This window comes from Methanosarcina sp. Kolksee, assembly GCF_000969945.1.
Classification (GTDB): domain Archaea; phylum Halobacteriota; class Methanosarcinia; order Methanosarcinales; family Methanosarcinaceae; genus Methanosarcina; species Methanosarcina vacuolata.
This window is the reverse complement of record NZ_CP009524.1, coordinates 2,031,231-2,054,587: the sequence shown is the minus strand read 5'-3', so window position 1 is coordinate 2,054,587 and position 23,357 is coordinate 2,031,231. Positions and strand designations below refer to the sequence as shown.

Here is a 23,357-nt window from a genome sequence, read left to right as displayed (position 1 = left end):
AGTGGATTAAAATTCCACAGGAGTGGACTAAAATCCTGCAATATCAACATAAAGTCCTGCTGTACTGGCATAATATCTTTTCGCCCAAAAACAAAGGTTTTTTATTTACTCCTTACATTCGCATGCCTTATATTTTTAGAATTAAAGACATAAAATGTAGGGTAGATATTATTCTTAAAGGCACTTGCTACAAGTACTTTTGTCATAACCATTAAACAAAAAAATAAAAATTCATATACAGGATAATTTAATTAGAATTAATTAAGCTATTTCATGAGTTAATTCCAGAATTTGAAGCTTTTGGTGGATATTCTGATGTCCTGGAATTCCAGATCAAAATTACCAGTATGATTTTATGTCATAACTTATATTAAAAAATAAGATTTAAACAGATATAAATGAGCTGGTTAAGAGAATAAAATCAAAAGAAATATACACATTAAGAAGTAACACAAAACAAACTAGCTCTTTATAAGACCTTTAAACACATGTAAATCTTCTGTATATAACCTAAAAGATTTTGCCCGGAATTGACATAATAATACTACTTAATATTATTTACTTTATATTATTTAGAGAAATAAGTGTGAATATCTATTATTAATAATCTGCCGAGGGAAAGTTGATTGATAAACGAATCGAATAATAGAAACTGGATTAAAGTGAGTGTAGTTTTGCTGGCAGTCTTTGTCATACTAACTTTGATACTAGGAGTAAGAATGTCGGGCATGAGGTCTCCCGACTACCAGCATGGCTACGAAGATGGCTACCGAGACAGCTATCAGACTGCTTTCAATGGCAAATATTATGATGTAAAAGGTGGCTTAGGTGAGAATAGTAGCTATAACGAAGGTTACATACACGGTTATGATGAAGGTTACCCCGATGGTCAACTAGACCTTGGAGGCCAAGAGGGACATGGAACAAGCCAGACTCTCGAAAACAGTCAGGCTCTCGAAACCAGCCAGGCTCTCGAAAACAGCAAGAATAATGAAACCAGCAAAGCTAATACCAGCGCGAATAGTGAAACCAGCAAGAACACTGAAACCAGCAAGAACACTGAAACAAAACAGGGTCGCCAAATTAGCTTCAAGAGTGAAAGTTAATGCAATTGGCGTTATAGAATCAAAAAATGGATATCTCCATACTTTTTCCTGATTTTTGCATTGATTCTACTCTTTAGAAGCAGTGCAGCAGTAGCAAGACTAACAGGAGATTTTTCAGATACTTAGAAAAATTTATCAATACAACTCACCAATCATCTTTTCATGCCAGTTGAAACAAGGGATATCTCTGTAACCGGAAAAGAGGACTGCGGAATTGTTGATATTACCAAAATAATCTCAGAAGAAATAAGAAAATCAAAAATAAGAAATGGAACGGTTACGATCTTTTGTATTGGGTCAACCGGAGCAATAACCACGATGGAATTTGAGCCTAATCTCTCAAAAGACGTCTCTGAAGCGCTTGGTCAGCTAATTCCTCTTGACAGAGACTATCACCATCACAAAACTTGGGGAGATTATAATGGAGGCTCGCATTTAAGAGCTATGCTTATCGGTCCGAGCCTTACAGTGCCTTTTGTTGAAAAAAACCTTACTCTTGGAACCTGGCAACAGATTGTGTACATTAACTTTGACAGGATTGAAAAAGTAAGAAGAATCGTACTGCAGATTCTCGGGGACTGTTAAACGGTTTTGTTTTCTAAAAGAGGGATCTCGTTAAACTGGGGTATATATTGACTAATTTGTTCTTTTAATTTTGTTATTGAGTATATTTTTATTCATCTCAACACGCCTCTCACCATTTTACTGAAAAAACTTTCGATGATATTCAGCCACGAAGCGTTAAACATTTCCAATTGCCTGAATACCTAGTTTTTCAACATAGGAAATAATCACTATTGTCGAGTCAACCGCAAAATGTCGTATAAAATCAATTGCAATTATTCAGAGCCATTGAATCCTTGATGATTGACTCGACACTATCTTAATTTCCTCATTTAGGACGATGACTTATACGAGGCATAAGCAATGTTATATAATTAATATAATGTTTAATTATATATTAAAATAAGGGTCGATGCACTAGGGGTTATTATCCACAAAAAAACGAAGGACCTAAAAATATTCAAAAATTGTTATGTTTCTATAGGTTTTTTACTCAAACCAATTCTTCTCCAATCTTTTCTCCCTTTCCCCCGGTTCACTTGCATAAGCAATATATTCCTCACTTTCCTTCTCAAAAACGAACCTGTAAACCGCTTTGAAATAAGCCCAGTATTTAACATACTGATCCCTTGCATCGCTCAGCGTAACAGTTACCGAGCCATTTTCTTCCGAAACGCTGTAAACAGGATAATCGATTTCCTGAGGAACGGCTGTACTATAAAGTTTTCCGGTTCTTTCAATATACACGGAGGCATCCGGAACAGCGCCGATCACGTTGACTTTTTCGATGTAATTGCTTCTTTCGATCCCGGACCAGTAGCTAACTTCCATAATCCTGTAATGAGTGGAGTTATACGAATACGCCGAAATAAACTTCCCTACAGAAGACGGATAGGTGTCCTGATAGCTGATTTTTGCGCCTTCAGCGCCGGAAATATAATTCACAAAAAATAATTTTACCACCGGCAGGACTGCAAGCCATACCAAAAGCACAATTAAAAGCGCGGGATAGAGTTTACTCCGTTTTTTCGTGACAAAGGCACAGAAATCATTGAATTTTCCTTTCCATTTTCCGCGGCTTTTCATGTATGCTATAACTAAAACGAAAACGGGCAGCAGGGGAAGAATATTTGCTAGAGGATCGAAGAAATAAATAGCTCCGAGAGTAGACGTCTCGGTACTGAAAGGGTAGAAGGGACGCATTTTCCAGCTTGTCGCATAATCAAGGTAGATGTGGGAAAATATGGCTGCAAAGCCGGCTGCTGTGAACAGGCGGTCTTTTGTTTTAAACCAGATGAAAAGTGTGACAAGCAGGATGAAGAGGATTGAGTGCAGGAATTCCCTGTGGCCAAGCAGGTAGAAGAGCTGGTTTCGTGTCTCGTGGCTTACACTGCCGCTGATGAGAGCAAACAGGATGTATGGGATAAAATCCAGGTCAGGAAGGATTGCCAAAAACCCGAGAGCATTTCGTTTTTTTCCTTTGAAGCCAAAGGCTAGGGCAATCAGAAGACCGATCCCTAGGTGGGAAAGTGTATTTACCATTTGCTTTCTCCCTTAATTAAAGAAGAAAACTGTTAAAATATATATGTTTAATTGAATGGACTTGCAAAAATCTGCCAGAATAGGAGAAATAAAAAATGAAGAAATATCAAAAACAGAAAATACCAGAAACTCCAGGGTGGATTTGAAAAAATGATTATTTTTTCCTCACATCAGGCCAATCTGCTTCATCAATCCTACAAGGTCATAGAAAAGCTTCTCTTCGATGATCTCACCATCTTTCCAGTGAGCAACTGTACAGAATTCCACTTTGAATTTCTTATTTGTAGGCTGGATTTCTTTTCCATTGGACCCTTTCATAGGTCCTTTCATGGTACCTGTGAATGTGGCTACTGAACATGTCCAGTCGCCCTGGCCAAAAAGCACCTTATACGGCCTGTTCTCGACATGGCTGTCCGGAAATGTCTGAAAAAATTGCATGGCTTCTTCATGATGTGCCTTTTTTCCTCTTGTAGGTTCCGGTTGACCCGGCCAGTACACAGCAACTTCTTTAGCATGACGTTTCTTGAAGGTATCCCAGTCCTGTGAATTCCATGCATCATCCAGAGTCACCATCAGTTGCAGGTTTTCTTCTACTGTCACTCCCACCATCCCCTATTTATTCTTGATCCCAAAAAACGATTATCAATAAATTTAATTTAAACTACAGATTCAGAACAATTAATGAAACCCATAATTAGGTACCAATTATCCCAAAAAATCCCAACAGGAAGCTAATGGATGTACTTATTAATTTTAAAATACGTTTTTGAGCCTAATTTTAAAATACGTTTTTGAGCCGCTGTTAATTATATAATTCAATACAGATATATTCTTGCAGCTTTGTATTAATTCAATTGAGTTTTGCCTCTCTTACAAAATTTATGGTACTCCAGTACTGGAAACTATAAATGTTAACAAAAATTTCATTTATTAATTTTTAATTCTGTATTTTGTAGCGAAATGTTCTGGTATATATAAATTTGCTAAGTACTGGAAACATAAGAAAATAATCATCGTTATTTTAATATTCAAAATTTTAATATTAATCCCAGATGAATAATTACAAAAATATTTTATTAGTTTTCATCTTTTACCTTTAAATAGATGTGGCGTATAACTATATTTTACATCTGGAATTGTCATGCGGCAATTTAGTATGTAATTGACGAGATAAAAAGGCATAGTGACCTTTGAGTCACTTTAGATTCACCTTAGAATTGCCTTAAGCAGAATCGTTTAAGTGACAGATTTCTGTTAATATCGTTAAGGGGAGAACTGGTTAGCAGAATTTGTAATGGAGTTTTATTGAACCGAGGCTTAAAGCTTGAGTTCGATACATGAGCTTCAAACAAATTAAATTTCGGATTAAGTTTCAAACAAATTTTGCAAAACCGGCGATCAGTAAGAGGGTAAAACAACATGGATAAAGGATTATACAAATTACCGGATTTGAAATATGGATATGACGACCTGGCACCTTATATTTCCGAAGAACAACTCAAGTTACATCATGACAAGCACCACCAGGCTTATGTTACTAACGCAAATGCAGCTATAGAAATGATGGACAAGGCAAGGAAAGAAGGAACTGACTTTGATTACAAGGCAACTGCAAAAGCCCTGTCTTTCAACCTGGGTGGACATATCCTTCACAATTACTTCTGGTGGGAGATGACCCCTGAGAGTAATGCGAGCAAAGAGGCCGTGGGTGAACTGGCCGAGGTGATCAAAGATAACTTTGGAAGTTTTGAAAGGTTTAAAAAGGAGTTTACCCAGGTTGCATCAAGCGTTGAGGGTTCCGGATGGGCAGCCTTAACCTTCTGTAATGATACAAATAGACTTATGATAATGCAGATCGAAAAGCACAATGTAAATATAGCTCCGGATTACCCTATCCTCATGGCGCTCGATGTGTGGGAGCATGCTTACTATGTCGATTACAAAAACAATAGAGGTAAGTTCATTGAAGGATTCTGGAATATAATCGACTGGGAAGAAATCGATAAATACTTCGCAAAAGTCCAGAAATAATTTGAAAGTTGCTTTTTAAAGATTTCACGCCTATTCCGATTACGTTTATCATTATTGGAAAAATAAGTAATCGGAATCAAATTATTTTTTTTGGAATCAGATTATTTTCAGGGGTAGTTTTTTATCGAGATCAATTCCAGCTTATTTAAACGGGCTTTCTATCTTGACTTTGTCACATTTCCTTTCCACGTCCAACCATGAAGTATAATTTTTCCGTTATAAATATAGTTTCATGAAACAAATAACAACTAACTTCATCAAGTCAAATAATATTTCTATAAAAAAATATTTTAGATATACATCTTGAATCCGGTTTTTAAACAATGACTCTTTGTGTTGTTTTAACCTGTATTGATTACTTTAATGGTTTGATTCTCTTCTCCAATATAGGAAAAATACAAGAAAAATGGTAATTTATTGGCATCTATTCAGCGTACAAAAAATAGGTTTATTGCTATTGATTTTAATGTTTCATAAGCATAGAATTACCAACTGTATAAAACCAAAAAGCGCGATCATTAACAACAGTTATGAAAAATTGGACAATAGAATTTTGCCCATTTTAAATTTAAGAAGATGTTTATTGAGAGTGTTTTTCCTATGTTGAATAGTTACTTCATTTTTCGAAGAATATCATGTGCGTTTTTTAAAAAACAAAAACACTTATAATGTTTTTTAATTTTTTCTGAAAGGCCACACTGCGTGCGTGACAATACAATTTTGAAACTTTCCCGAAAACAGTCCTTTTGAGCGAAGTGCAGCGTAGCGAAAAGGACACCGTTTTCCCGAGACAGGACTCAGGCAATGAAAAGGACTGCAAGTTCTCGAAATGCTGCAATTGATAGTATATAAATATATACGAAATGAGAAATTAGTAAAGTTATATACGTGTCCAAGTTTCTATAAAAGACTAGCTCTTTATTCATATCACTCTATGAAATTACCCGGAGTAGAGCAAATGAACAAGAACAAAAGATTAAAGCTTATAGTTATGCTTTTAGTGACCCTGTTTTTTGGGATAGTGCTTGGCCCGGTGGCAAATGCCACTTCGGAAGAACCAGTCACAGAGAAAGAAGAGAGTGAACAGAAATCTGTTGATGATTTACAATGGAGTGAATGGCAACAGTCTCATACTATGGAAGTTGAAGTGACAACGGTTTATGATTACAAAACAGATGGTACACTCAAAATCACTGAAACTTATTCGGGAATAGGACTTAAGTCTAAATTTAAGGAAAATGAACTAACAAGATCTCAGACTTTTCCAGTCTCTGACGGAAAAGAGATCGCTCTTAGTACAAAAAGCGATAGTTTGAAACTGAAACCAGGAGATAAGAAAGAATTTGTAACCCAAAAATCTGTAGTGATTACAACTAGCAATGATCCTTTTGAGTGGTGGAACAGTTCTTCTTTAGCCTCTATTTCCTACCCCCAATGGACTTTCTCAAAGATTACCTCGGGACAGAATACTTATTATGTAGTGGCAGACCCCATAAATTTAATATGGAAACAGAAAAGTCTGAAGACAGTTAAAAATACGATCCTTAAGAAAAAATGGATTGACAATCCCGTAGAATACACTCATTATATATCATATCCTAATGGAAATTGGGTTGCTGGAGACGGAATGGCAGACAATAAATACAGACTTCTCGGTGGCTATCATTTACGGCTCTGGAAACTACCAAATGGAAACGTCGTTTCAAATGCCCACCACGATGACAGTGTTCTCATTATTCCTGGACATCAAGTAGATGGATATGAAAACGCAGAAACCAAAGTTGCTAAATTTTTTGGAACCGGAAGTAAATCATATTGGCTGGATAATGTGTACTATAGTAAGTACTATAAAGCCTATAATGACGGCTCAGCGAAACTGTTCTGAAAGTTTAAAAAGTAATTCATATTAATTCATATTAACAGTATCTCTTAATGACAAATATCTATTCTTCGCAGCAAACTAATTCCTTAAAAAACAAACATGATATTCTTTGAATAACATGCACAGCCAATGAAAATGCTTGCAGATGGCAGCATTTTCATGCTAATTATTTGGTTTCCAAATTTTATGGGATTATTATCAATGGTTTCTGGAATCCATTAACCTGATCCCTAAGTTCCAGAGTGAAATTTGGGTAGCTCGATTTGGGAGTTTCACCTCAATAAACATAATTCGTTGAACAAATATGCATTTTGAAATTGAGTTTATGAGTTGAGTTTTTCTCAGGAAAAAAGCACTTACTTGGAAAAAAATGGATAAAAATGCACTACGTTCATAAATTAAAGAGAAAAATATATTAACTATAAATTTTCAAATTTTATAGAAAACGAACTTTATAGAAAAACGAACTTTATAGAAAAACGAACTTTATAGAAAAACGAACTTTATAGAAAACGAACTTTATAGAAAACGAACTTTATAGAAAACGAACATGATACTCTTTGAATAACATGCACAAACAATGAAAATGCTTGCAGATGGCAGTATTTTCATGCTAAACGAACATGATACTCTTTGAATAACATGCACAAACAATGAAAATGTTTGCAGATGGCAGCATTTTCATGCTAACATTAGTATAATCCAGTTTTTAGTGTGAAGATTCCTTATTGCGAATCTTCTTCTAATTTACGAAACATCTATACATTTACAAGCCTGCAGGCAGTCGGTCAAGGTGCATAATATGGAAAACAATCTACTCGATCTGATCCTCCTCTCTGAAAAAAGAAAGAATGTACTGCTTCTTCTGCTTGAAGGACCAAAGGATATTGAAACAATAAAAAAAGCTCTCAGTGCCAGTGCAACCGCAGTTCAGCCCCAGGTAAAAAAGCTCAAAGAGCAGCACCTGATAGTCCAGGAAAAAAACCTCTATAAGCTTAGCGAGATAGGCAGAGTTGTGGTTGAGAAGATGAAGCCTCTTGTGGACACGCTTGCTGTTCTAGAAGAGAACGCGAATTACTGGGCAGAAAGGGAAGTGAATGAGATTCCACCTTTTCTCCTGCAAAGAATTTGCGAGCTTGGGCACTGCACTATAATCGAACCTCAGGTAGACTATATGTTTGAGATGATCCCGGAATACGTCAGAAATGTCCGGATGGCAAAAGAGCTAAGGGTTGCAATTTCATATTTCCACCCGCTTTTCCCTTCTTTTTACCTGGAAATTGCCGAAAAAGGAATCCCTATATCGCTGTTACTCCCCGAGTCCATCCTGAAAAGATGGATCGAAGATTACAGGGAACAGACCGAACAATACCTGAAAAAGGAAAATGCTAAACTTTTTGTCTGCACGGACTGCGAAAGGATATCTGCGGTTGTAGCCGCGGATAATTTTATGGCATTGGCCCTTTTCCCGAAAAGCACGGTCTTTGACCGAAAATATGTGATCTGCTTTGAGCCAGGAGCTCTGGCCTGGGGAAAAGAACTCTATGACTACTATGAACAGCACTCTGAACAAATTAAGAATATAGACAATTACACCCAAGCGTAAATATAGACAATTACACCCACGTGTAATATAGACAATCGCATCCAATGCAGAATATCAATAATTATACCGGCGTCCCCTGACCGAATAAAATTGGAATTTTAAAAACCAACCTGTGAGCCTATATGCTCCAGGGAAACAGGGGTGTTTCTATTTCTTCCAGCCGCATTTCAGAGATATTCTTCAAAACCTGCTTTACCTTTTGAATATTCTTCGTGCCAGCCCGGAGGTACGGGCATTTTTTCATAAAGGTTTTTCCTCTGAGCCTCAAGAAGATTCGGGGTCTTTCCCATAAACTCTGCAGCACAGAGGACGCGGGTTTCAACCATTCCATCCAGTTCTTTTAACCAGTTGTACCCTTCAAAAGACCTGAGCAAATGGTGGTCCAGAATCAGAGTATCAACACGCCTGGCTAGAAGGAGAGCATTTTCCAAGGCCTGTTTTCCTGCCTCAGGAACGCGGTGTGAAAGATAAAGAGGAGGGCCTGAGGCAAAAACAATTGTAGGTTCCCAGGCAAGCACCTTAAGGACGGTTTCCCTGTCCAGAAGCTGGATGTCAGAACTATGGACAAAAACATCATCTCCCTCGCAGATCCGGGTCATCATTACAGTCCCGAAGCCTTTTTCTCTGGCACCATGAGGAACAGGAGAAGAAAATTCCATATTGCCAGACTTCACGCCTTCCGAAGCCGGGAGAGGAAAACCCAGAAAATCCGAAAGTTCACGCCTCCGCTTTGAAGACAGGCCTGAGATTTTTTCCGGGCCTTTGCACCAGAAGGTTATCCCGTCAAGCGAAGGGAGGGCTTCCATCGGGAGCTGATACGGATCTTCAGCCCTCATTGGCATATGGTCACCGTGAAAATGGCTGATAACAACATCTGTCGCCTGCCCAAATGCAGAAAGAACTTTTTCCCTTATCCTGAAAGCAGCAGCAACTTCTATTGGGTGGGGAAGCAGGCCTGAACGTAAGCGTGCAAGCGCAACTCCGGGATCGATCAGGATTTTCCTATCTTCCGTCTTTACAACGCAGGCAAGAGATCTTGCTCCAAAAGACTCACACCCGAGTATTTCGATCTGCACATTTTCACTCCTTTCCAGAAAGGTATTCTCTGGAAAACATCTGTACGGTCAGAACAAAGTAGGAGAGCAAGAGGGGGCCTATAACGATTCCTAACAGTCCGAAAAGGGATACTCCTATAACAACCCCAAGCAGGGACAGAAATGGATGGATTTCTCCAACTCTTTTCTGGATAATGGGCCTGAGGAAGTTGTCAATAACACTTATAAAAATCCCGGCTGCAAGTATAGCAAGCGCTGCAGGATAGTCTTCCTGGAAAAACTGGACAATAGTTGCAGGAACCCAGACAACGGGCGCTCCGACAACAGGCAAGAAGGATAGAATTGCTGCAATGAAGCCCCAGAGGAAAGCTCCCTGGATATTAAAGATAACAAATACTATAGTCAGAATTCCACCCTGGACAAGAGCAACTGCCCCGCTGGCGATAAGAGTCGTCCGAACCATTCTCCGGAATTCATCCAGAAGAGTGGCTGTATTTTCTTCATTGAAAGGAACTGCAACAGAGACTTGACGCATAAAATCCGAGTCTTCTCCAGTAAAGAGGTAATAGAGCATGAAGTACATTATCAATAGCCCGATGGACTGCTGGCTTATACTCTGGATTGACCCCACAATGAACAGGCTTGTGTAATTAACGGCCCGCGAAGCAAGTTCCATTGCTTTTTCTTCAATTTTTTTCTGGAATATATCTACAGGAATATTCAACCTTGAGAGAGAATCAGTTAAAAAGTGGCCTCCAGCCTCAATAGACGTGAGAATAGATGCCTGATTAACTAAAAGCTGTTCAATTTCGTCGATGACTGTATTCAAAAGAAAGTAAAGAGGGACCAGTACAACAAAGATAGAAATTATTATTACAAGTATGGCTGCTAATTGTTTCTGGAGCCTTAGTTTTCTTACGAGAAAATGATATAAAGGACGAAATATAACGAAAAGGATCAGGGCCCCAAAAATATAATTTAAAAAAGGAAGTGTAGCATAAGCAATAAGCACAGTCAGAACAACAATTATGAGAAGGGCCAAAGTCATCTTTACAGCTTTTTTCATCAAACTTAATTGGCTTTCTATTATTAAAATATAATTACGACTGTTCCAAATAAACCGTTGGCCCGCAACCGTTGACCCGCAACCGTTGCGCCGGTTGATCACGCCGATAGGGTGCGGGGATAAGGAACTCAAATTCAAACGTTGCCAGGAGTTTTCGATCAACCGTTGCGCCGGTTGATCACGCCGACCTGTCGTTGCTGTGGTTTTCGCTCAAGCCTTTTTTTAAAAGGCTTGCAGGAAAGACGTTTTTTGAAAAGGCTTATGTTAAAAGTCTGGGCTCTTCGTCATTTCATATGGGTGGTTTAAAATCTAACTTTCCTAATTTTAGATAGATCATAGTAATAAAATACTGAGTGTTTCGATACCCTCTCGCATTTCTTTTTATTAACTGTACAATACTGTTAATGCCTTCCACAACTCCGTTAGTAATCCTGGAATCAAAGTAGTTTAGAATTCCATCCCAATGACTTTTAATGGTTTTAGAAACCTCAATTATTGCCTCTAATCTGCTATGAGTTGCCCAAAAATACCACTTTTTTAGATATTGTTCAGCTTCCTCTCGGCTTTTGCATTCCCAGAACTTTCTAAGACTTTCTTTTATATTATATGCTCTGAATGTATTCAGTTTTTTATTTTGGAGGTTTAAAAGCTTTTTTTTCTGTTTATCAGTTAGATTTTCCTTGTTAGTAGTCCATATGAATTTGGTATTTTTGAGTTCCTTGGTTTTTTTTGTTCTTGTATCCTTACTTCATTTAATCCTTCATTCATTGCCTTCATAACATGAAATCTATCGAATGTAATTTTTGCATCTGGAAATTCTTTAGAAATTCCACTGATATATGAAGGAGACATGTCGCAACATACCGATTTAATGTTGCTTTTGTTTTCCATTATGATCTTGCAGATCTTTGTTAAAACTGGTAAATAGTCGAAGAGTCTTTTCCTTCACAAAGCAAATATTACTTTTTGAATCTTTTATATCAACAACAAGAGTTATGTATTCATGTCCTTTCTTGCATGAAGTTTCATCTATACCAACAACACATACATCCGATAAATCCTCTTTAGACCTTGCATTGTCAGTGTAATGGTTTATGACTCTCCAAAGTTTCGTGTCATTTTCTCCAAGCAACTTCCCAATTTGTAACACTGGCATTCTTTTTGAGAGCTCCAGGATATGAGCTTCCATTCGAAGAGTAAAGTTGCTTTTTTCGCGAGCCCATGGAACTTTTATTTGGAGAACTCCACATTTTTCACATTCTATTCTTGGAATTCTACAGTGTAAATATGTAGAATATTGAAAGTAGTTAATGTGCCGTAACACTTTTTCCTTAGTATCATAAACTGAGCAGTTTAGTTTGCCACACTTAGGACAGGGAAATTTGGAACCACGTGTGAAATCAATCCAAATATTAAGTTTTTCAGATGTTAAATCAAATTCAGTACTGGTTATTTGCCAAGGTTCTTTGACATTCAAAGGTATTTCAAATGTATTTTCGCAAATGGGATATCAAACTCCTGCAGTTATTTGTACTAAATAATATAATACTTATTTATATTATATTACTAATATAATAACTTACCCATATTATACAGCGAAGAGCCAAAGTCTGTTATCAGGGTTTGCTTTTCGTCCCTTTCGCGGAGTTTGGTGACTCCTATGCCTACTAGCCTGAGTTTTTGATTCCCTATAAATTCGGAAAGAAGCTGCATGGATGTCCTTTTGATCACAAAGATGTCCGAAGTCCAGATAGGGATGGTTTTTGAGCGTGTATAGGTAGAGAAATCCTCAAACCGCACGGTAAGGGTTACGGTTTTGAAAAGGAACCTGTTTTTGAGAAGGGATTTATGCACACTTTCAGCAAGCAGGTCAAGAGAACAGGCGATTTTTACAGGGTCGCTGGTGTCTTCAGCAAAAGTTCCGTGCCTGCTGATTGATTTTACACTTTCCTTTTCCCGAACCTCCCCAAAATCAAGCCCGTTTGCCAGTTGCTTCATGCGAAGTCCCATTTTTCCGAACTTTTCAGAAAGAAGCTGTACATCACAGATTGCAAGTTCTTCTACCCTGTTTAAGCCCATCGATTTCAGTGTATCAGCCGTTTTTTCCCCTATTCCGGGAATTTTTGAAACCGGCAGCGGAAAAAGAAATTTCCTCACATCTTCGGGCCTGACAACGGTAAGCCCATCAGGCTTCTGGAAACCAGACGCGATTTTTGCGATTAACTTATTCGGCCCGACTCCAACTGAACAGGTAATTCCTTCCTGTTTCTGTACTTCATCCTTGATCCTGAGAGCGTAAAGGGCAGCCTCTTCAAAACTCGTGATCTCGGACCCTGGTATAAGATAGGCTTCATCCACGCTGACCTGCTGGAACCTGTCTGCAAATCCCTTCAAAAGTTCCATTATTTTTTCCGAAACGCCTGCGTAGAGTTTCATGTTCACAGGCAAAAAAAACGCATTCGGACAGAGCCTGTAAGCCTGTGAAATGGGCATTGCGGAGTGAATTCCGTATTTCCGGGCCTCGTACGAGCAGGTGCTTACAACTCCTCTTCCCGAGCCTCCTTTTGGGTCAGATCCCACAACTACAGGCAGACCTTTTAGTTCTGGCCTCTCTCTTACCTCAACAGACGCAAAGAAACTGTCCATATCTGCGTGGAAGGTAATTCGCCTTTCAGGGGGATTTATTTTCAAAATGGAAATAGGCATTACTCTTAGATAGAAAAAAATATAAAAAAGGTTTGAGGAAGTCGAGTGAAAGTATTAACCTGTTGTTTTTATTTCAGCGCCATCAGGAATATTGAACACAAATTCAGAATCTGGAATTCCTGAATTAACCTTAAGATCCCATATTTCGACTTTTGCTGTCAGGTTTCCACTACTGTCGTACATCTCGTACTTAAGAGGCATCCATGTTTCTTTATCTACCCAGACTTTCGTATAGTATTGTGCAGCACTTTCTCCGGTATCTTTAGGACTTGTTTTCAGCAGATACGTTTCCCTATTGTCAAGTTTCTCAACTCCCAGTAAAGAGACATTCGTATCATTAAGGGTAATTCCTATTAGGGTCAGATAGTCACTTTTAGTTATTTCAGAAGTTTTTGGAAGCTTTGTTTTCATTACTGTATTTGTGCCGGGGATATAGGTCCACCGGAATTCTCCATCTGAAAGTACAAGTGTTTCTTCCTCTTTTCCTGGTTCCTGCATAAAGTTCTTAATCATATGAGGTTTCTTGTATATGGTTTTAAATTCGGTTTCTATGGCCTTTTCCCCGGTGTAGTAAGTAGAATGCATTGTATACGAATAATCTTGAATGCTGTCCTGTTTCTCCAGCATCTGGGTTGCAATATCTTCGGCACTCAGGTTTTTTTCCGTGCAGCCTGAAGTAAAAAGAGCCAGAGTTATGAAAATTAACAGGAGCATTGACTTGAATATTTTCTTTATTTTCACTTTACTCATCCTCTTTATTTTTGTTCGTTGAATTCGTATTCACAGGGTGACACTGCTGCTACTGGCTGACATTATCCAGGGACAGACTGACATCACCTCAGTACCTTCTTTGCCCGGCACAAGATTGCGGCTAAAAAGTGAGACCTTCAAGGAAAAAATGAAAATTGTATTTGATGATTATTTGTGGAAGTGAAGTTATAAAGCAATTTCCAATGTAAAAACATGAAGTTATTTTTTGAATATACCTAAACAATATATGAACAGATGGATGAAAGAATCACCAAGACGAAGGAAAACAAGGAATAGCTGTTAAAGGTGCTGATTTTTCCAGAGAGTCCACTGCATAACAATGCAGCGAAACTGGCGTCGAGAGCAAAGGTCAGAAAAAAGGATGTGAGCCTTCAGACCATAACAGAGGAAGGAACAAAGACAAATGACACATTTATGACGATTGTTCAGACAGCAAAGAAACTGGGTGTAAATGCATATCAGTACATATGTGATAGAGTCGCCAACAAATTCGAGATACCATCTATGGCCCCTCTGGCTCAACTCATCAGTGAAAAAAGTTCATTGAGCGGAAATTGAGGGACTTCCACTCAATTTGAAGAGGATACAATAATCCTCAAGATTAAAAACGATAAAAAAGATTGAGGTTAAAGGGGTGTGGGGATTGTTTATCAAATATGACAATAGCTGAGATTAGGTGACCTCAGATTGTCGAGTCCGGCAGATATTTCTATGCCTTCCAGTACGCTTTCTTATAGCCACAAAAAAGGAACAAAAATCACCGGGACTTTTTATATATTTGAGACCTTCAAAGTTATATAAGGATTGTAACCATATTAATAAAAACCAATTCAATAAGGGGTGAAATAAATGGTGAAGTTAACTGATGAAATGAAGGAAGACTTTGCAAAGATGAAAATTTTTCCATTTGCAACTGCATCTAAAGGTGGAGAACCAAATGTCATACCAATAGGCATGTGTGACCTACAGGAAGATGGAGAAACAATCTGGATCGCAGACAACTATTTTAATAAAACTCGCAACAATCTTGATGAAAACCCCAGGGGAGCGATCTATGTATGGGGCCCGGAAATCAAAAGCTGCTACCAGATAAAAGGAGATATTGAGATTAAGACTGAAGGGGAAGATTACGAGAAAATGTATAAAATGGTCAAGAGCAAAGGAGACAGGTTCCCTGCAAAAGCCCTTGCAGTTATGAAAATTACTGATGTTTATGAGTGCAAACCCGGGGCTGGGGCAGAGCCAGGACAGAAACTGCTTTGATCCCGCTTAAAGCTTAATCCATAATTTAGTCAATCCATAATTTAGCCAATCCATAATTTAGCCAATCCATAATTTAGCCAATCCATAAGTTTATGATTTTCTTGTCATGAAGATGATAAATCTTCACAATCTTTTTTTGAAAATATTGAAAATGATTGGTGATTCTGCCATAGAAAATTGTGAGAAACTGAGACACATAGGAGGCTGCAAGATGGTCGAAGAAATGGAAAAAAAATCAAATTTACTCAATGACTCCATGAAGATCACTGTGTTTAAGAACGGTCCATATATGGTGACCGGTAGAGTTCCTCTTATGACCTGGGAAATTTGTAAAGATGAAGACACTGAACGTCTAATATGGCGTGAAGTCAAGAAATACCCTATAAGGAACCGGTATGCTCTGTGCCGATGTGGCCAGTCAGGGAATAAGCCTTTCTGTGATGGGACACATTCAAAGATCCACTTTGACGGAACCGAGTCAGGAGACTTTGCGCCCTTTAGTGAAGGTACTAATGTTATCACTGGCTCTTTGCTGACTCTTATTGACAATAAGCATCTATGTGTCCATGCAGGATTTTGCACACAGGCAGGGAAAATATGGAACCTTGTCCAGCAACCCGAAAACTCGGAAGCTCGAGACATTGCTATAGAAGAAGCAAGTAACTGCCCTTCAGGCAGGTTGGTAATTATTGACAATGCCACAGGAAAAACGATTGAGCCTGAGCTTGAAAAATCGATTGTTGTTGTGGAAGGGCTTCACCAGGGCGAGCACGGTCCTCTATGGGTACGTGGGGGCATCCCGATAAAATCTGCCGACGGCAAACAGTACGAGATCAGAAACAGGGTCACTCTCTGCAGGTGCGGGAAATCCAGAAATAAACCGTTCTGCGATGGGAGCCATGCGGAGATTGAGAAAGATTGAGAAAATGGATGAAAATGAAGAGATGTCAACAGGCTGTCTCAAAACTATTCTTAGTTTTTGTTCCCTAACCGAGCCCAAATGAATTCAAATTCCATAACTTAAATCTGCAGAACTGGAAGTTTAAGCCTCCAGAGCTGAAATTTCAGATTTCCGAATTTTCTTATTAGTTTTCAGGCCTGTGTTTTTCATCATCAAGGTTCTCAAAGTCTTCCGTAGTTTCTTCTCTTGCCCGTTTTTTAAAGGCTCGGTTTTTCAGGTAGATCGCCACTATTAAAACTGCCAGTAAAAGGAATATTGGATATTTAAAGAAATTAAGTAGTCCCTGAAGCCTTGATGAACTTTCTGTAGAAGCTGAACTCTCCGTAGCATGATCATTTTCACTTTTTGTATCACCTGGCACTTTACCTGAAGAGGCTGAAGCAATCTCAACTACATTTTCAATGCCTCCCGTTACTGCCGTACCTTCTTTTAAAGGCAGTCCGAGCCCGTCTCCTGAAAGGAAACGCGAATCTTTAAAGAGCCGTGCAAAAACCGTGGAATTTCGCTCAAAAAGATATGTTGCTCCGTTATCACTCGCTGCAGCAAGGGCCGAGCTATCGCGAGAAATGGACACGTCATTAATATTTCCTCCGCAACTGTAGTTCCAGAATTCCTTCCCATCGAGATCGAGCACATAAAGCGTATCGTCCCAGCTTCCGGCTGCAATGAATGATGAATCCGGCGAAATTGCAACACTGTAGACATCATCTTTTACCTTATAATCCCAGAGTTTTGTGCCTGTGCTGTTAAACATGTATACTTTATCATCAAAACTTCCTGCTGCCAGATATGAGCCATTGTTTGTCAGGGAAACACTGCTGATCCAATAAGCAGGGTTGTGTATCCAGGAAAAATCTCCTTTCTGGTTAAGGAAATATACATTATAATTGGAACCTCCGGCAGCCACATAATGGGCCTGTGGAGTAATGCACACACAATTGATTACACTACCTGTCCTTCGTTCCCAGATTTTATTCCCTTCTTTGTCAAAGAGATAAATGCAATAATTAGAACCTCCGGCTGTAACGTAAGGGCCTTCTCTGGAGAGGGCTATACTGCGGACGGAAGCCCCGGAATCAAAATTCCATAACAGCTTGCCTTCTTTATTAAAGAAGTAAATCTTGCCGTCGTCACTGCCTGCTGCTACATATGAACCATCGGAAGAGATCACAACACAATTCACGTTGCCCCCGGTTTTGTAACTCCATAGCACTTTCCCTTCCCTGTTAAAAAAGTATATCTTCTTATCATTGCTTCCTGCAGCTACACCAGTTCCATCGGGAGAGATCGATACAGTGTAAACAATATCTCCAGTAGTATAATTCCAGAGTTTCTTCCCCTCGAAATTAAAAAGAGAAACATTATGATTAAAATCCCCAACTGCAAGATAATTTCCGTCAGAAGAAAGAGAAACCGTATTAACTATACATCCTGTTTCACATCTGCAGAGCAGGTCAAAAGCTCTGAGTTCTGAAATATTTACGTCCCCGCCCGAGGCAGCAGGATCTGCAGCTCCCAAATCCACAAACAGGCCGAAGAGCAGACCCAGTACTATAAATAACCATATTCCCGCTAACTGTCTCATAGTAATGTATAGTTTAGGAGTTTATTCCACATGAATTTTTTGCAAGAGTTCACAATTAGATAAAGGGAAAAAGAACGTCACTATAGAAAACAGAACATCATTTTATAACGGATGGTGTCATATTATTATTTAACTGATCTTATATAATAAACTGATATATTTTAGATTTTGTTGTATCCTGAAATGATTTCGCAGACTCAAAATCATTTGGAAGTCTAATTCATAATACAACAGCCTGCGATACAAAAGGTTAAACGTTGAATAAATTCCAATTCCATTTTGGTATTGTGGAATGATTAAGTAAAAGAAACAAATTCAAAGTTGGAGTCTTCATCCAGGAACAATTGAGATCAGGATTTTTGCCAATTCAGGATAAAAAGAAAAAAATAAAATTATTTTTCATCAAGGTGACTTCTTTCGTCTCAAAACCAGCAACGTAAAGGCTACAGTCACAGATGCAAATATCCAAAATATAACGGTAAATGGGTTTATTGCTTTTTTGAGCACATCTACTTTCTTTCTTAGCCGTAGTGGGTTCACGTAGTTCAACTCCACGAAATTTTTGGCTATGTAACCATATGCCTACTATGTAATCATATGCCTAATTAGTATTGAATATTGGTACCATTGTCAGGGGTAACAGATATTGATTTTGATTTATTAGGTAATAGAGCTATCCGAAAAGTCAGTAATTGAATGTTGTAAAAATTACAATCGATCTAAATATTCTTTTATCAGCTTCGGTTTTACATCTTGCATATTTTCAAAGCAACAGTGGATAATCACTTTTCGTACAGGCTCTATGTCACAGGGCAATTTTAGGTTTTCATGAAATTCTCGGATTTTGTTTAAATTTCTATGAGATTTACCTCTATTTAGCATGAAAATACTGCCATCTGCAAGCATTTTCATTGTTTGTGCATGTTATTCAAAGAATCTCATGTTCGTTTTTAGTACGACAGACCTCTGTTTAGTATGGCACGCATCGGTTTAGTATAATATCTGCCTAGTCTAACAACACACATACCTTTCTAGTGAAAAGGAACTCAAATCTGAGGGCGACTTACTAATTAAATGAGCAATTTAATATAAATATCATACCATTTGAGATGATATTACTCAATGTTACTATCTAAAAATAATAAATTGTGATGGAATTCTGACAATATATCCATTGGAAAGTTCTCTTATTTTTGGGTATTTTTTCCATCTATCCTTTCTAAATCTAATTATTCTTTACTGAGTAGAATAGAAGACATCGAAAAATATATATATTATTTAATATCCCAAAATTGACAAAAACATATATTTCATAATGTATAAATTGACTTCAGACTTCGGTTTTGTTTACACAATTCAAATTTATTCTTTGTGTTTAAAGAGTTTTAACATATTTTACTGTTCCACAAAATGATGTATCAACGCGAGGCGTTTTTTGTAAAAAATAATGTATTAAGTAACAGAATCTGTCAAACTAAGGTTTAATTAGAGGTTAGTTAAACCGGAAGAATGAGCAGATAGTTACTTAACGAAGTCACACAAAAGGTCAGACAAAAGGTCACACAAAAGCAAGCAGTTCACATTCAAGCTTGATCCATTTTCAAAGCTTAATTCAGGATAGTATTAATCAGTTTTTCAAGTTCATTTCTATCAACTAAATCAATAAGATTTGCTTCAGCTAATTTTCTGGCAGAATCAGTGAAATAACTATTCGTAACTACTATGCCTTCGGTACATTTGTAAAAGCCTTTTGCAGCTACAACTTCCTGTACTGCACTGTTTGATACCTTACCCGAGTATCGTTTTACCTGAACAGCGATTCTCTTTTTTTCTTTTGACGTCAGAATCAGATCTGCACCCTGATCACCTGAAAATGGAGTGTGATAGACTGAATACCCTAACTGTTCATAAACGCATTTCATAAACTCTTCAAATTTGTATCCGTTCATTTCATCAATTTCGGCTAATGTGGGTAGTACTGGTTTTGATGGTTTTTTAAGGAATTGTTTTACAAGCCTATGCGGTAAGTGAATTAAGAAACTGAAGAGCAGCCATAAAGATTTCAGTAAATGCATTGAGAGGCTGAATAGTCGCCACATTGCTTTCAGTAAATTAATTGAGAAACTAAACAATAACCTCATTGCTTTCAGTAAGTAAATTGGGAAACTAAACAGTAGCTTTATTAATTTTAGAAAAAGATATAGCACAATTTTAAATATTTCAGTAATAAGGTGATGTTGTTTTCTTCTTTTTTCTCTCTTTCCGATTTTCATCAATGTACTTCCTTCTGTTTTTAAAAGTCTGCCGAAAATCTATGATATATGTTGAAAAATCACAATAAGTCTATAATCAGAGTAGCTGCGTTGGTTTTTCATCCTGTTATTGTTCATCCTTATTGTTCATCTTATTACTGTAAAAGTTGCAGTAGATAACCACTTTTCGAATAGACTCTAAATAACGGGACAATTTTAGGTTTTTGTAGAAGTCTCATACTTATTTTAAATTTCGGTGGAGATTTGCCTTTGTTTATTATGACATTTGCATTGTGCGATACAGAAATACCTCTCTAGCGAAAGGCAATTCAAACCCAAGAGCAACTTGCCAATTAAAAGAATAACTTAATATAAATATACTGTCGTTTGAAAAGCCGTTTCCAATACTGAACTCAATTTTTCTGTGGCAAGTAAGAATTGAATACCTAAATATCTCCCATTTGACGAAGAAGGAGATCACTGCCTATTTCAGCTGATCTCAAGACGTTATGAAAAGAAGCAAACGACCTTAACATCGAATAAGTCATTGGGAGAATGTGGGGAGATATTTAAGGACCATGTGATAGCGGTCGCTGTACTTGATAGGACTGTGCGACAAGAAAGCTAAAGCATGAATTGCAGAAATGCTATCCCTTCCATTTGGGATAATCCTACTATGACATGCGTTGATGATAACGTCAAGGTGTGAAGCTCATAGGACAATATGGAGAAATTTGGAAGTCTAATCTAAATCATCTGTTAGGATAAGAATACTATGAAGAACGTAATGTGAACCATTGTAAGAGTCGTAACAAGTGACAAGTGAAATTAGACTGATACACTTGAACCAAAAGGTGAAGAGTCAGACCATTATGGCTTATTCGACGTAATGGGAAATGGACAAAGAACTCTCGGCTTAGAGATGGCTTCTAAGGTATTCATAATTATTCATGTTATAGAACTTGGTAAGCCCTATATGTTCCCTAGGGTAGGAATCCTGCAAAGGATAACAATGACATAGAGGGTAGAGGAAGGGAGTAGCAAGCGAATGACAATTTGTAATCAATTGTATAAGGGTTCCAAATTTGCCCTAATCCGAAAGGATGCTGACTTACTCTATGGTATCAAAACGTAAGAATGAAAGTATGTCCTATGAAAGGGAGTCATTCAAATACGCTGATTCAGAAAGCAGAAACACTTGCTGTCAATCTCTTATGGAATAAAACAAACAGAGAGACTGGCTGTTATAGTGAACAAGCTGAACCAATCAACGAGAAGCTCACTAACAAACAACTGAAATTTCGATGGAACAATATCAATTGGAAAGCAGTTGAAACACATGTTAATAGGCTACAAGTCAGGATTACGAAAGCGGTTTTTAAAGGCAAATGGAACTTAGTTAAAAGATTAAGCTATTTGTTAACCCACTCTTTCTACGCCAAATTGTTAGCTGTCAGAAAGGTAATTCAGAACAAAGGTAAGAAAACGGCAGGAATCGATGGTGAATTGTGGAAAACTCCCGACGCCAAGATGAAAGCCTCCCTTAGTCTAACTAACAGAAGATATAAAGCCAAACCATTAAAAAGAGTTCATATTGAAAAATATGGGAAGTCAAAGAAACGACCTTTAGGTATCCCAACCATGTACGACAGAGCTATGCAATCATTATATGCATTAGCACTTAACCCGATTTCAGAAGCTACGGCAGACAAACACTCTTTTGGATTTAGAAAATTCAGAAGTACACATGACGCATGCGAACAAATATTTGGATGCACATGTCAAAAGTTCTCTGCATCCTGGATACTGGAAGGAGATATAAAAGGTTGCTTCGATAACATTAGTCACCAATGGTTACTTGACAATATTCCAATGGACAAATCAGTTCTTAAACAATTCCTTAAAGCAGGCTTCGTTTTTAAACAAAACCTCTTTCCGACCAAAAAAGGTACATCGCAAGGTGGTATCATATCCCCAATTCTTGCCAACATGACCTTAGATGGGATTGAAGGTATATTGGCAAATAAATATCATCGCGGAAAAAGTGGAAGAATAACAAAATTTCAACGTGATAAACATAACGTAAATTGTGTAAGGTATGCAGATGACTTCATTGTTACTGCAAAAACTGAGGAAATAGCGGAAGAAGCCAAAGAACTGATTAAAATATTCCTAAAGGATAAAGGTCTGGAATTATCGGAAGAAAAAACACTAATTACCCATATTAACGATGGTTTTGACTTTTTAGGCTGGAATTTCAGAAAATACAAAGGAAAGCTTCTTATCAAACCATCCAAAAAATCCATTCAGAAAGTCACTGAGAAAATCAGTGATGTCATTAAGAATGGCAAACCTTGGACACAAGAAAAATTAATCCAAACTCTTAACCCAATCATAACTGGATGGTCTAATTACCATCAAGGCGTGGTATCCAAAGAAATATTCTCTGAAATGGATAAAAGAATCTGGAGTATGACATGGAAGTGGGCCAAGAGAAGACACCCAGGTAGATCCCATCACTGGATAAGTCGGAAATACTGGCATACCAAGGGAGCAAGACATTGGGTATTTTCAACTGAAACAAACCAACTGAAGCTTTTATCAAATAAAAAGATAGTTAGACACATCAAACTAACATTAGGTATAAATCCTTACCTCGACAAAGGATACTATTCTGAACGCAAATACAATCAAGGCTTAAGAAAGCTTTCAGGAAAATTCAAGAAAGTGTGGGATAACCAAGAAGGCATATGTCCTATCTGCAATTTTCCAATTGACATTAATACTGATGCAGTAGAAAGACCTCTACATCACAAGAATGGAAGCCACGAAGATAACAGAACATCCAACTTAATCTATTTGCATGCACACTGTCATAGACAATACCACGCAACTAACTCCAAATCAAATAACTGCTGCCCAACACAAGGGTTAGGAGATGCTTGAGCTGTATGAGGTGAAAGTCTC

The 23,357-nt window shown here is 37.8% G+C and carries 19 protein-coding genes and 1 pseudogene; 10 read left to right on the top strand and 10 right to left on the bottom strand.

The window, feature by feature from the left end; all coding sequences use genetic code 11:
* The first annotated feature begins 626 nt into the window (after positions 1-626).
* Together MSKOL_RS08445 and MSKOL_RS08440 are read left to right on the top strand one after the other, a co-directional pair.
* The gene (locus MSKOL_RS08445) at positions 627-1,106 is read left to right on the top strand and encodes a hypothetical protein (RefSeq protein ID WP_156151012.1); all 480 of its coding nucleotides are present in this window, start codon (positions 627-629) and stop codon (positions 1,104-1,106) included.
* Between the two features lie 162 nt (positions 1,107-1,268).
* Entirely contained in the window at positions 1,269-1,691 is a 423-nt protein-coding gene (locus tag MSKOL_RS08440; RefSeq protein ID WP_048155185.1) for a secondary thiamine-phosphate synthase enzyme YjbQ, read from the top strand.
* A gap of 468 nt (positions 1,692-2,159) precedes the next feature.
* Here the strand turns inward: MSKOL_RS08440 and MSKOL_RS08435 are convergent, their stop codons facing one another.
* Positions 2,160-3,212 carry a metal-dependent hydrolase gene (locus MSKOL_RS08435; RefSeq protein ID WP_048155182.1) on the bottom strand — a complete coding sequence of 351 codons (1,053 nt, stop codon included), beginning with the start codon at positions 3,210-3,212 and terminating at the stop codon, positions 2,160-2,162.
* A gap of 165 nt (positions 3,213-3,377) precedes the next feature.
* Positions 3,378-3,821 carry an ester cyclase gene (locus MSKOL_RS08430; RefSeq protein ID WP_048155179.1) on the bottom strand — a complete coding sequence of 148 codons (444 nt, stop codon included), beginning with the start codon at positions 3,819-3,821 and terminating at the stop codon, positions 3,378-3,380.
* Positions 3,822-4,631: 810 nt separating this feature from the next.
* On the opposite strand from MSKOL_RS08430, the gene MSKOL_RS08425 reads away from it, so the two are divergent.
* The 3 genes from MSKOL_RS08425 to MSKOL_RS08415 all read left to right on the top strand — a co-directional run bounded on the left by MSKOL_RS08425 (position 4,632) and on the right by MSKOL_RS08415 (position 8,731).
* Complete coding sequence (locus MSKOL_RS08425; RefSeq protein WP_048155176.1) at positions 4,632-5,243, top strand: superoxide dismutase; 612 nt, start codon at positions 4,632-4,634, stop codon at positions 5,241-5,243.
* A gap of 958 nt (positions 5,244-6,201) precedes the next feature.
* Positions 6,202-7,128 (top strand): hypothetical protein, encoded by a 927-nt coding sequence (locus tag MSKOL_RS08420; RefSeq protein WP_048155174.1) that lies wholly within the window; start codon positions 6,202-6,204, stop codon positions 7,126-7,128.
* A gap of 799 nt (positions 7,129-7,927) precedes the next feature.
* Positions 7,928-8,731 carry a winged helix-turn-helix domain-containing protein gene (locus MSKOL_RS08415; protein WP_048120256.1) on the top strand — a complete coding sequence of 268 codons (804 nt, stop codon included), beginning with the start codon at positions 7,928-7,930 and terminating at the stop codon, positions 8,729-8,731.
* 167 nt (positions 8,732-8,898) lie between these two features.
* On the opposite strand, the gene MSKOL_RS08410 is transcribed toward MSKOL_RS08415, so the two are convergent.
* The 6 genes and pseudogenes from MSKOL_RS08410 to MSKOL_RS08390 form a co-directional block, all read right to left on the bottom strand.
* Complete coding sequence (locus MSKOL_RS08410) at positions 8,899-9,807, bottom strand: hypothetical protein (protein ID WP_048155170.1); 909 nt, start codon at positions 9,805-9,807, stop codon at positions 8,899-8,901.
* A gap of 4 nt (positions 9,808-9,811) precedes the next feature.
* Positions 9,812-10,984, bottom strand: coding sequence for an AI-2E family transporter (locus MSKOL_RS08405; RefSeq protein WP_231592552.1), 1,173 nt, complete (start codon positions 10,982-10,984; stop codon positions 9,812-9,814).
* Between the two features lie 157 nt (positions 10,985-11,141).
* Positions 11,142-11,704, bottom strand: a pseudogene (locus MSKOL_RS21610) (transposase).
* Between the two features lie 16 nt (positions 11,705-11,720).
* Positions 11,721-12,329: a helix-turn-helix domain-containing protein gene (locus MSKOL_RS21605; RefSeq protein ID WP_369799537.1), complete on the bottom strand. Its 609-nt coding sequence runs from the start codon at positions 12,327-12,329 to the stop codon at positions 11,721-11,723.
* An 89-nt stretch (positions 12,330-12,418) separates the two neighbouring features.
* Entirely contained in the window at positions 12,419-13,558 is a 1,140-nt protein-coding gene (dinB, locus tag MSKOL_RS08395) for a DNA polymerase IV (RefSeq protein WP_048155164.1), read from the bottom strand.
* A 54-nt stretch (positions 13,559-13,612) separates the two neighbouring features.
* Entirely contained in the window at positions 13,613-14,299 is a 687-nt protein-coding gene (locus MSKOL_RS08390) for an outer membrane lipoprotein carrier protein LolA (RefSeq protein WP_052725390.1), read from the bottom strand.
* A 315-nt stretch (positions 14,300-14,614) separates the two neighbouring features.
* Here MSKOL_RS08390 and MSKOL_RS08385 point away from each other — a divergent pair, with 315 nt between their 5' ends.
* The 3 genes from MSKOL_RS08385 to MSKOL_RS08375 all read left to right on the top strand — a co-directional run bounded on the left by MSKOL_RS08385 (position 14,615) and on the right by MSKOL_RS08375 (position 16,514).
* Positions 14,615-14,887, top strand: coding sequence for a hypothetical protein (locus MSKOL_RS08385; RefSeq protein WP_048120247.1), 273 nt, complete (start codon positions 14,615-14,617; stop codon positions 14,885-14,887).
* A gap of 291 nt (positions 14,888-15,178) precedes the next feature.
* Positions 15,179-15,592 carry a pyridoxamine 5'-phosphate oxidase family protein gene (locus tag MSKOL_RS08380; RefSeq protein WP_048120245.1) on the top strand — a complete coding sequence of 138 codons (414 nt, stop codon included), beginning with the start codon at positions 15,179-15,181 and terminating at the stop codon, positions 15,590-15,592.
* 151 nt (positions 15,593-15,743) lie between these two features.
* Positions 15,744-16,514 carry a CDGSH iron-sulfur domain-containing protein gene (locus MSKOL_RS08375; protein WP_197078860.1) on the top strand — a complete coding sequence of 257 codons (771 nt, stop codon included), beginning with the start codon at positions 15,744-15,746 and terminating at the stop codon, positions 16,512-16,514.
* A gap of 163 nt (positions 16,515-16,677) precedes the next feature.
* Here MSKOL_RS08375 and MSKOL_RS08370 read toward each other — a convergent pair whose 3' ends face one another.
* Positions 16,678-18,138 (bottom strand): WD40 repeat domain-containing protein, encoded by a 1,461-nt coding sequence (locus MSKOL_RS08370; protein WP_048155161.1) that lies wholly within the window; start codon positions 18,136-18,138, stop codon positions 16,678-16,680.
* Positions 18,139-19,745: 1,607 nt separating this feature from the next.
* On the bottom strand, positions 19,746-20,411 hold the full coding sequence (locus tag MSKOL_RS21025) for a restriction endonuclease (protein WP_231592550.1): 666 nt from the start codon (positions 20,409-20,411) through the stop codon (positions 19,746-19,748).
* Positions 20,412-20,832: 421 nt separating this feature from the next.
* Between MSKOL_RS21025 and MSKOL_RS19255 the strand changes: the two genes are divergently transcribed.
* Together MSKOL_RS19255 and ltrA are read left to right on the top strand one after the other, a co-directional pair.
* Positions 20,833-21,018, top strand: a complete 186-nt coding sequence (locus tag MSKOL_RS19255) for an ATP-binding protein (protein ID WP_269746821.1) — start codon at positions 20,833-20,835, stop codon at positions 21,016-21,018.
* 509 nt (positions 21,019-21,527) lie between these two features.
* Positions 21,528-23,336, top strand: a complete 1,809-nt coding sequence (gene ltrA / locus MSKOL_RS08360) for a group II intron reverse transcriptase/maturase (RefSeq protein WP_231592549.1) — start codon at positions 21,528-21,530, stop codon at positions 23,334-23,336.
* The last annotated feature ends 21 nt before the right edge of the window (positions 23,337-23,357 follow it).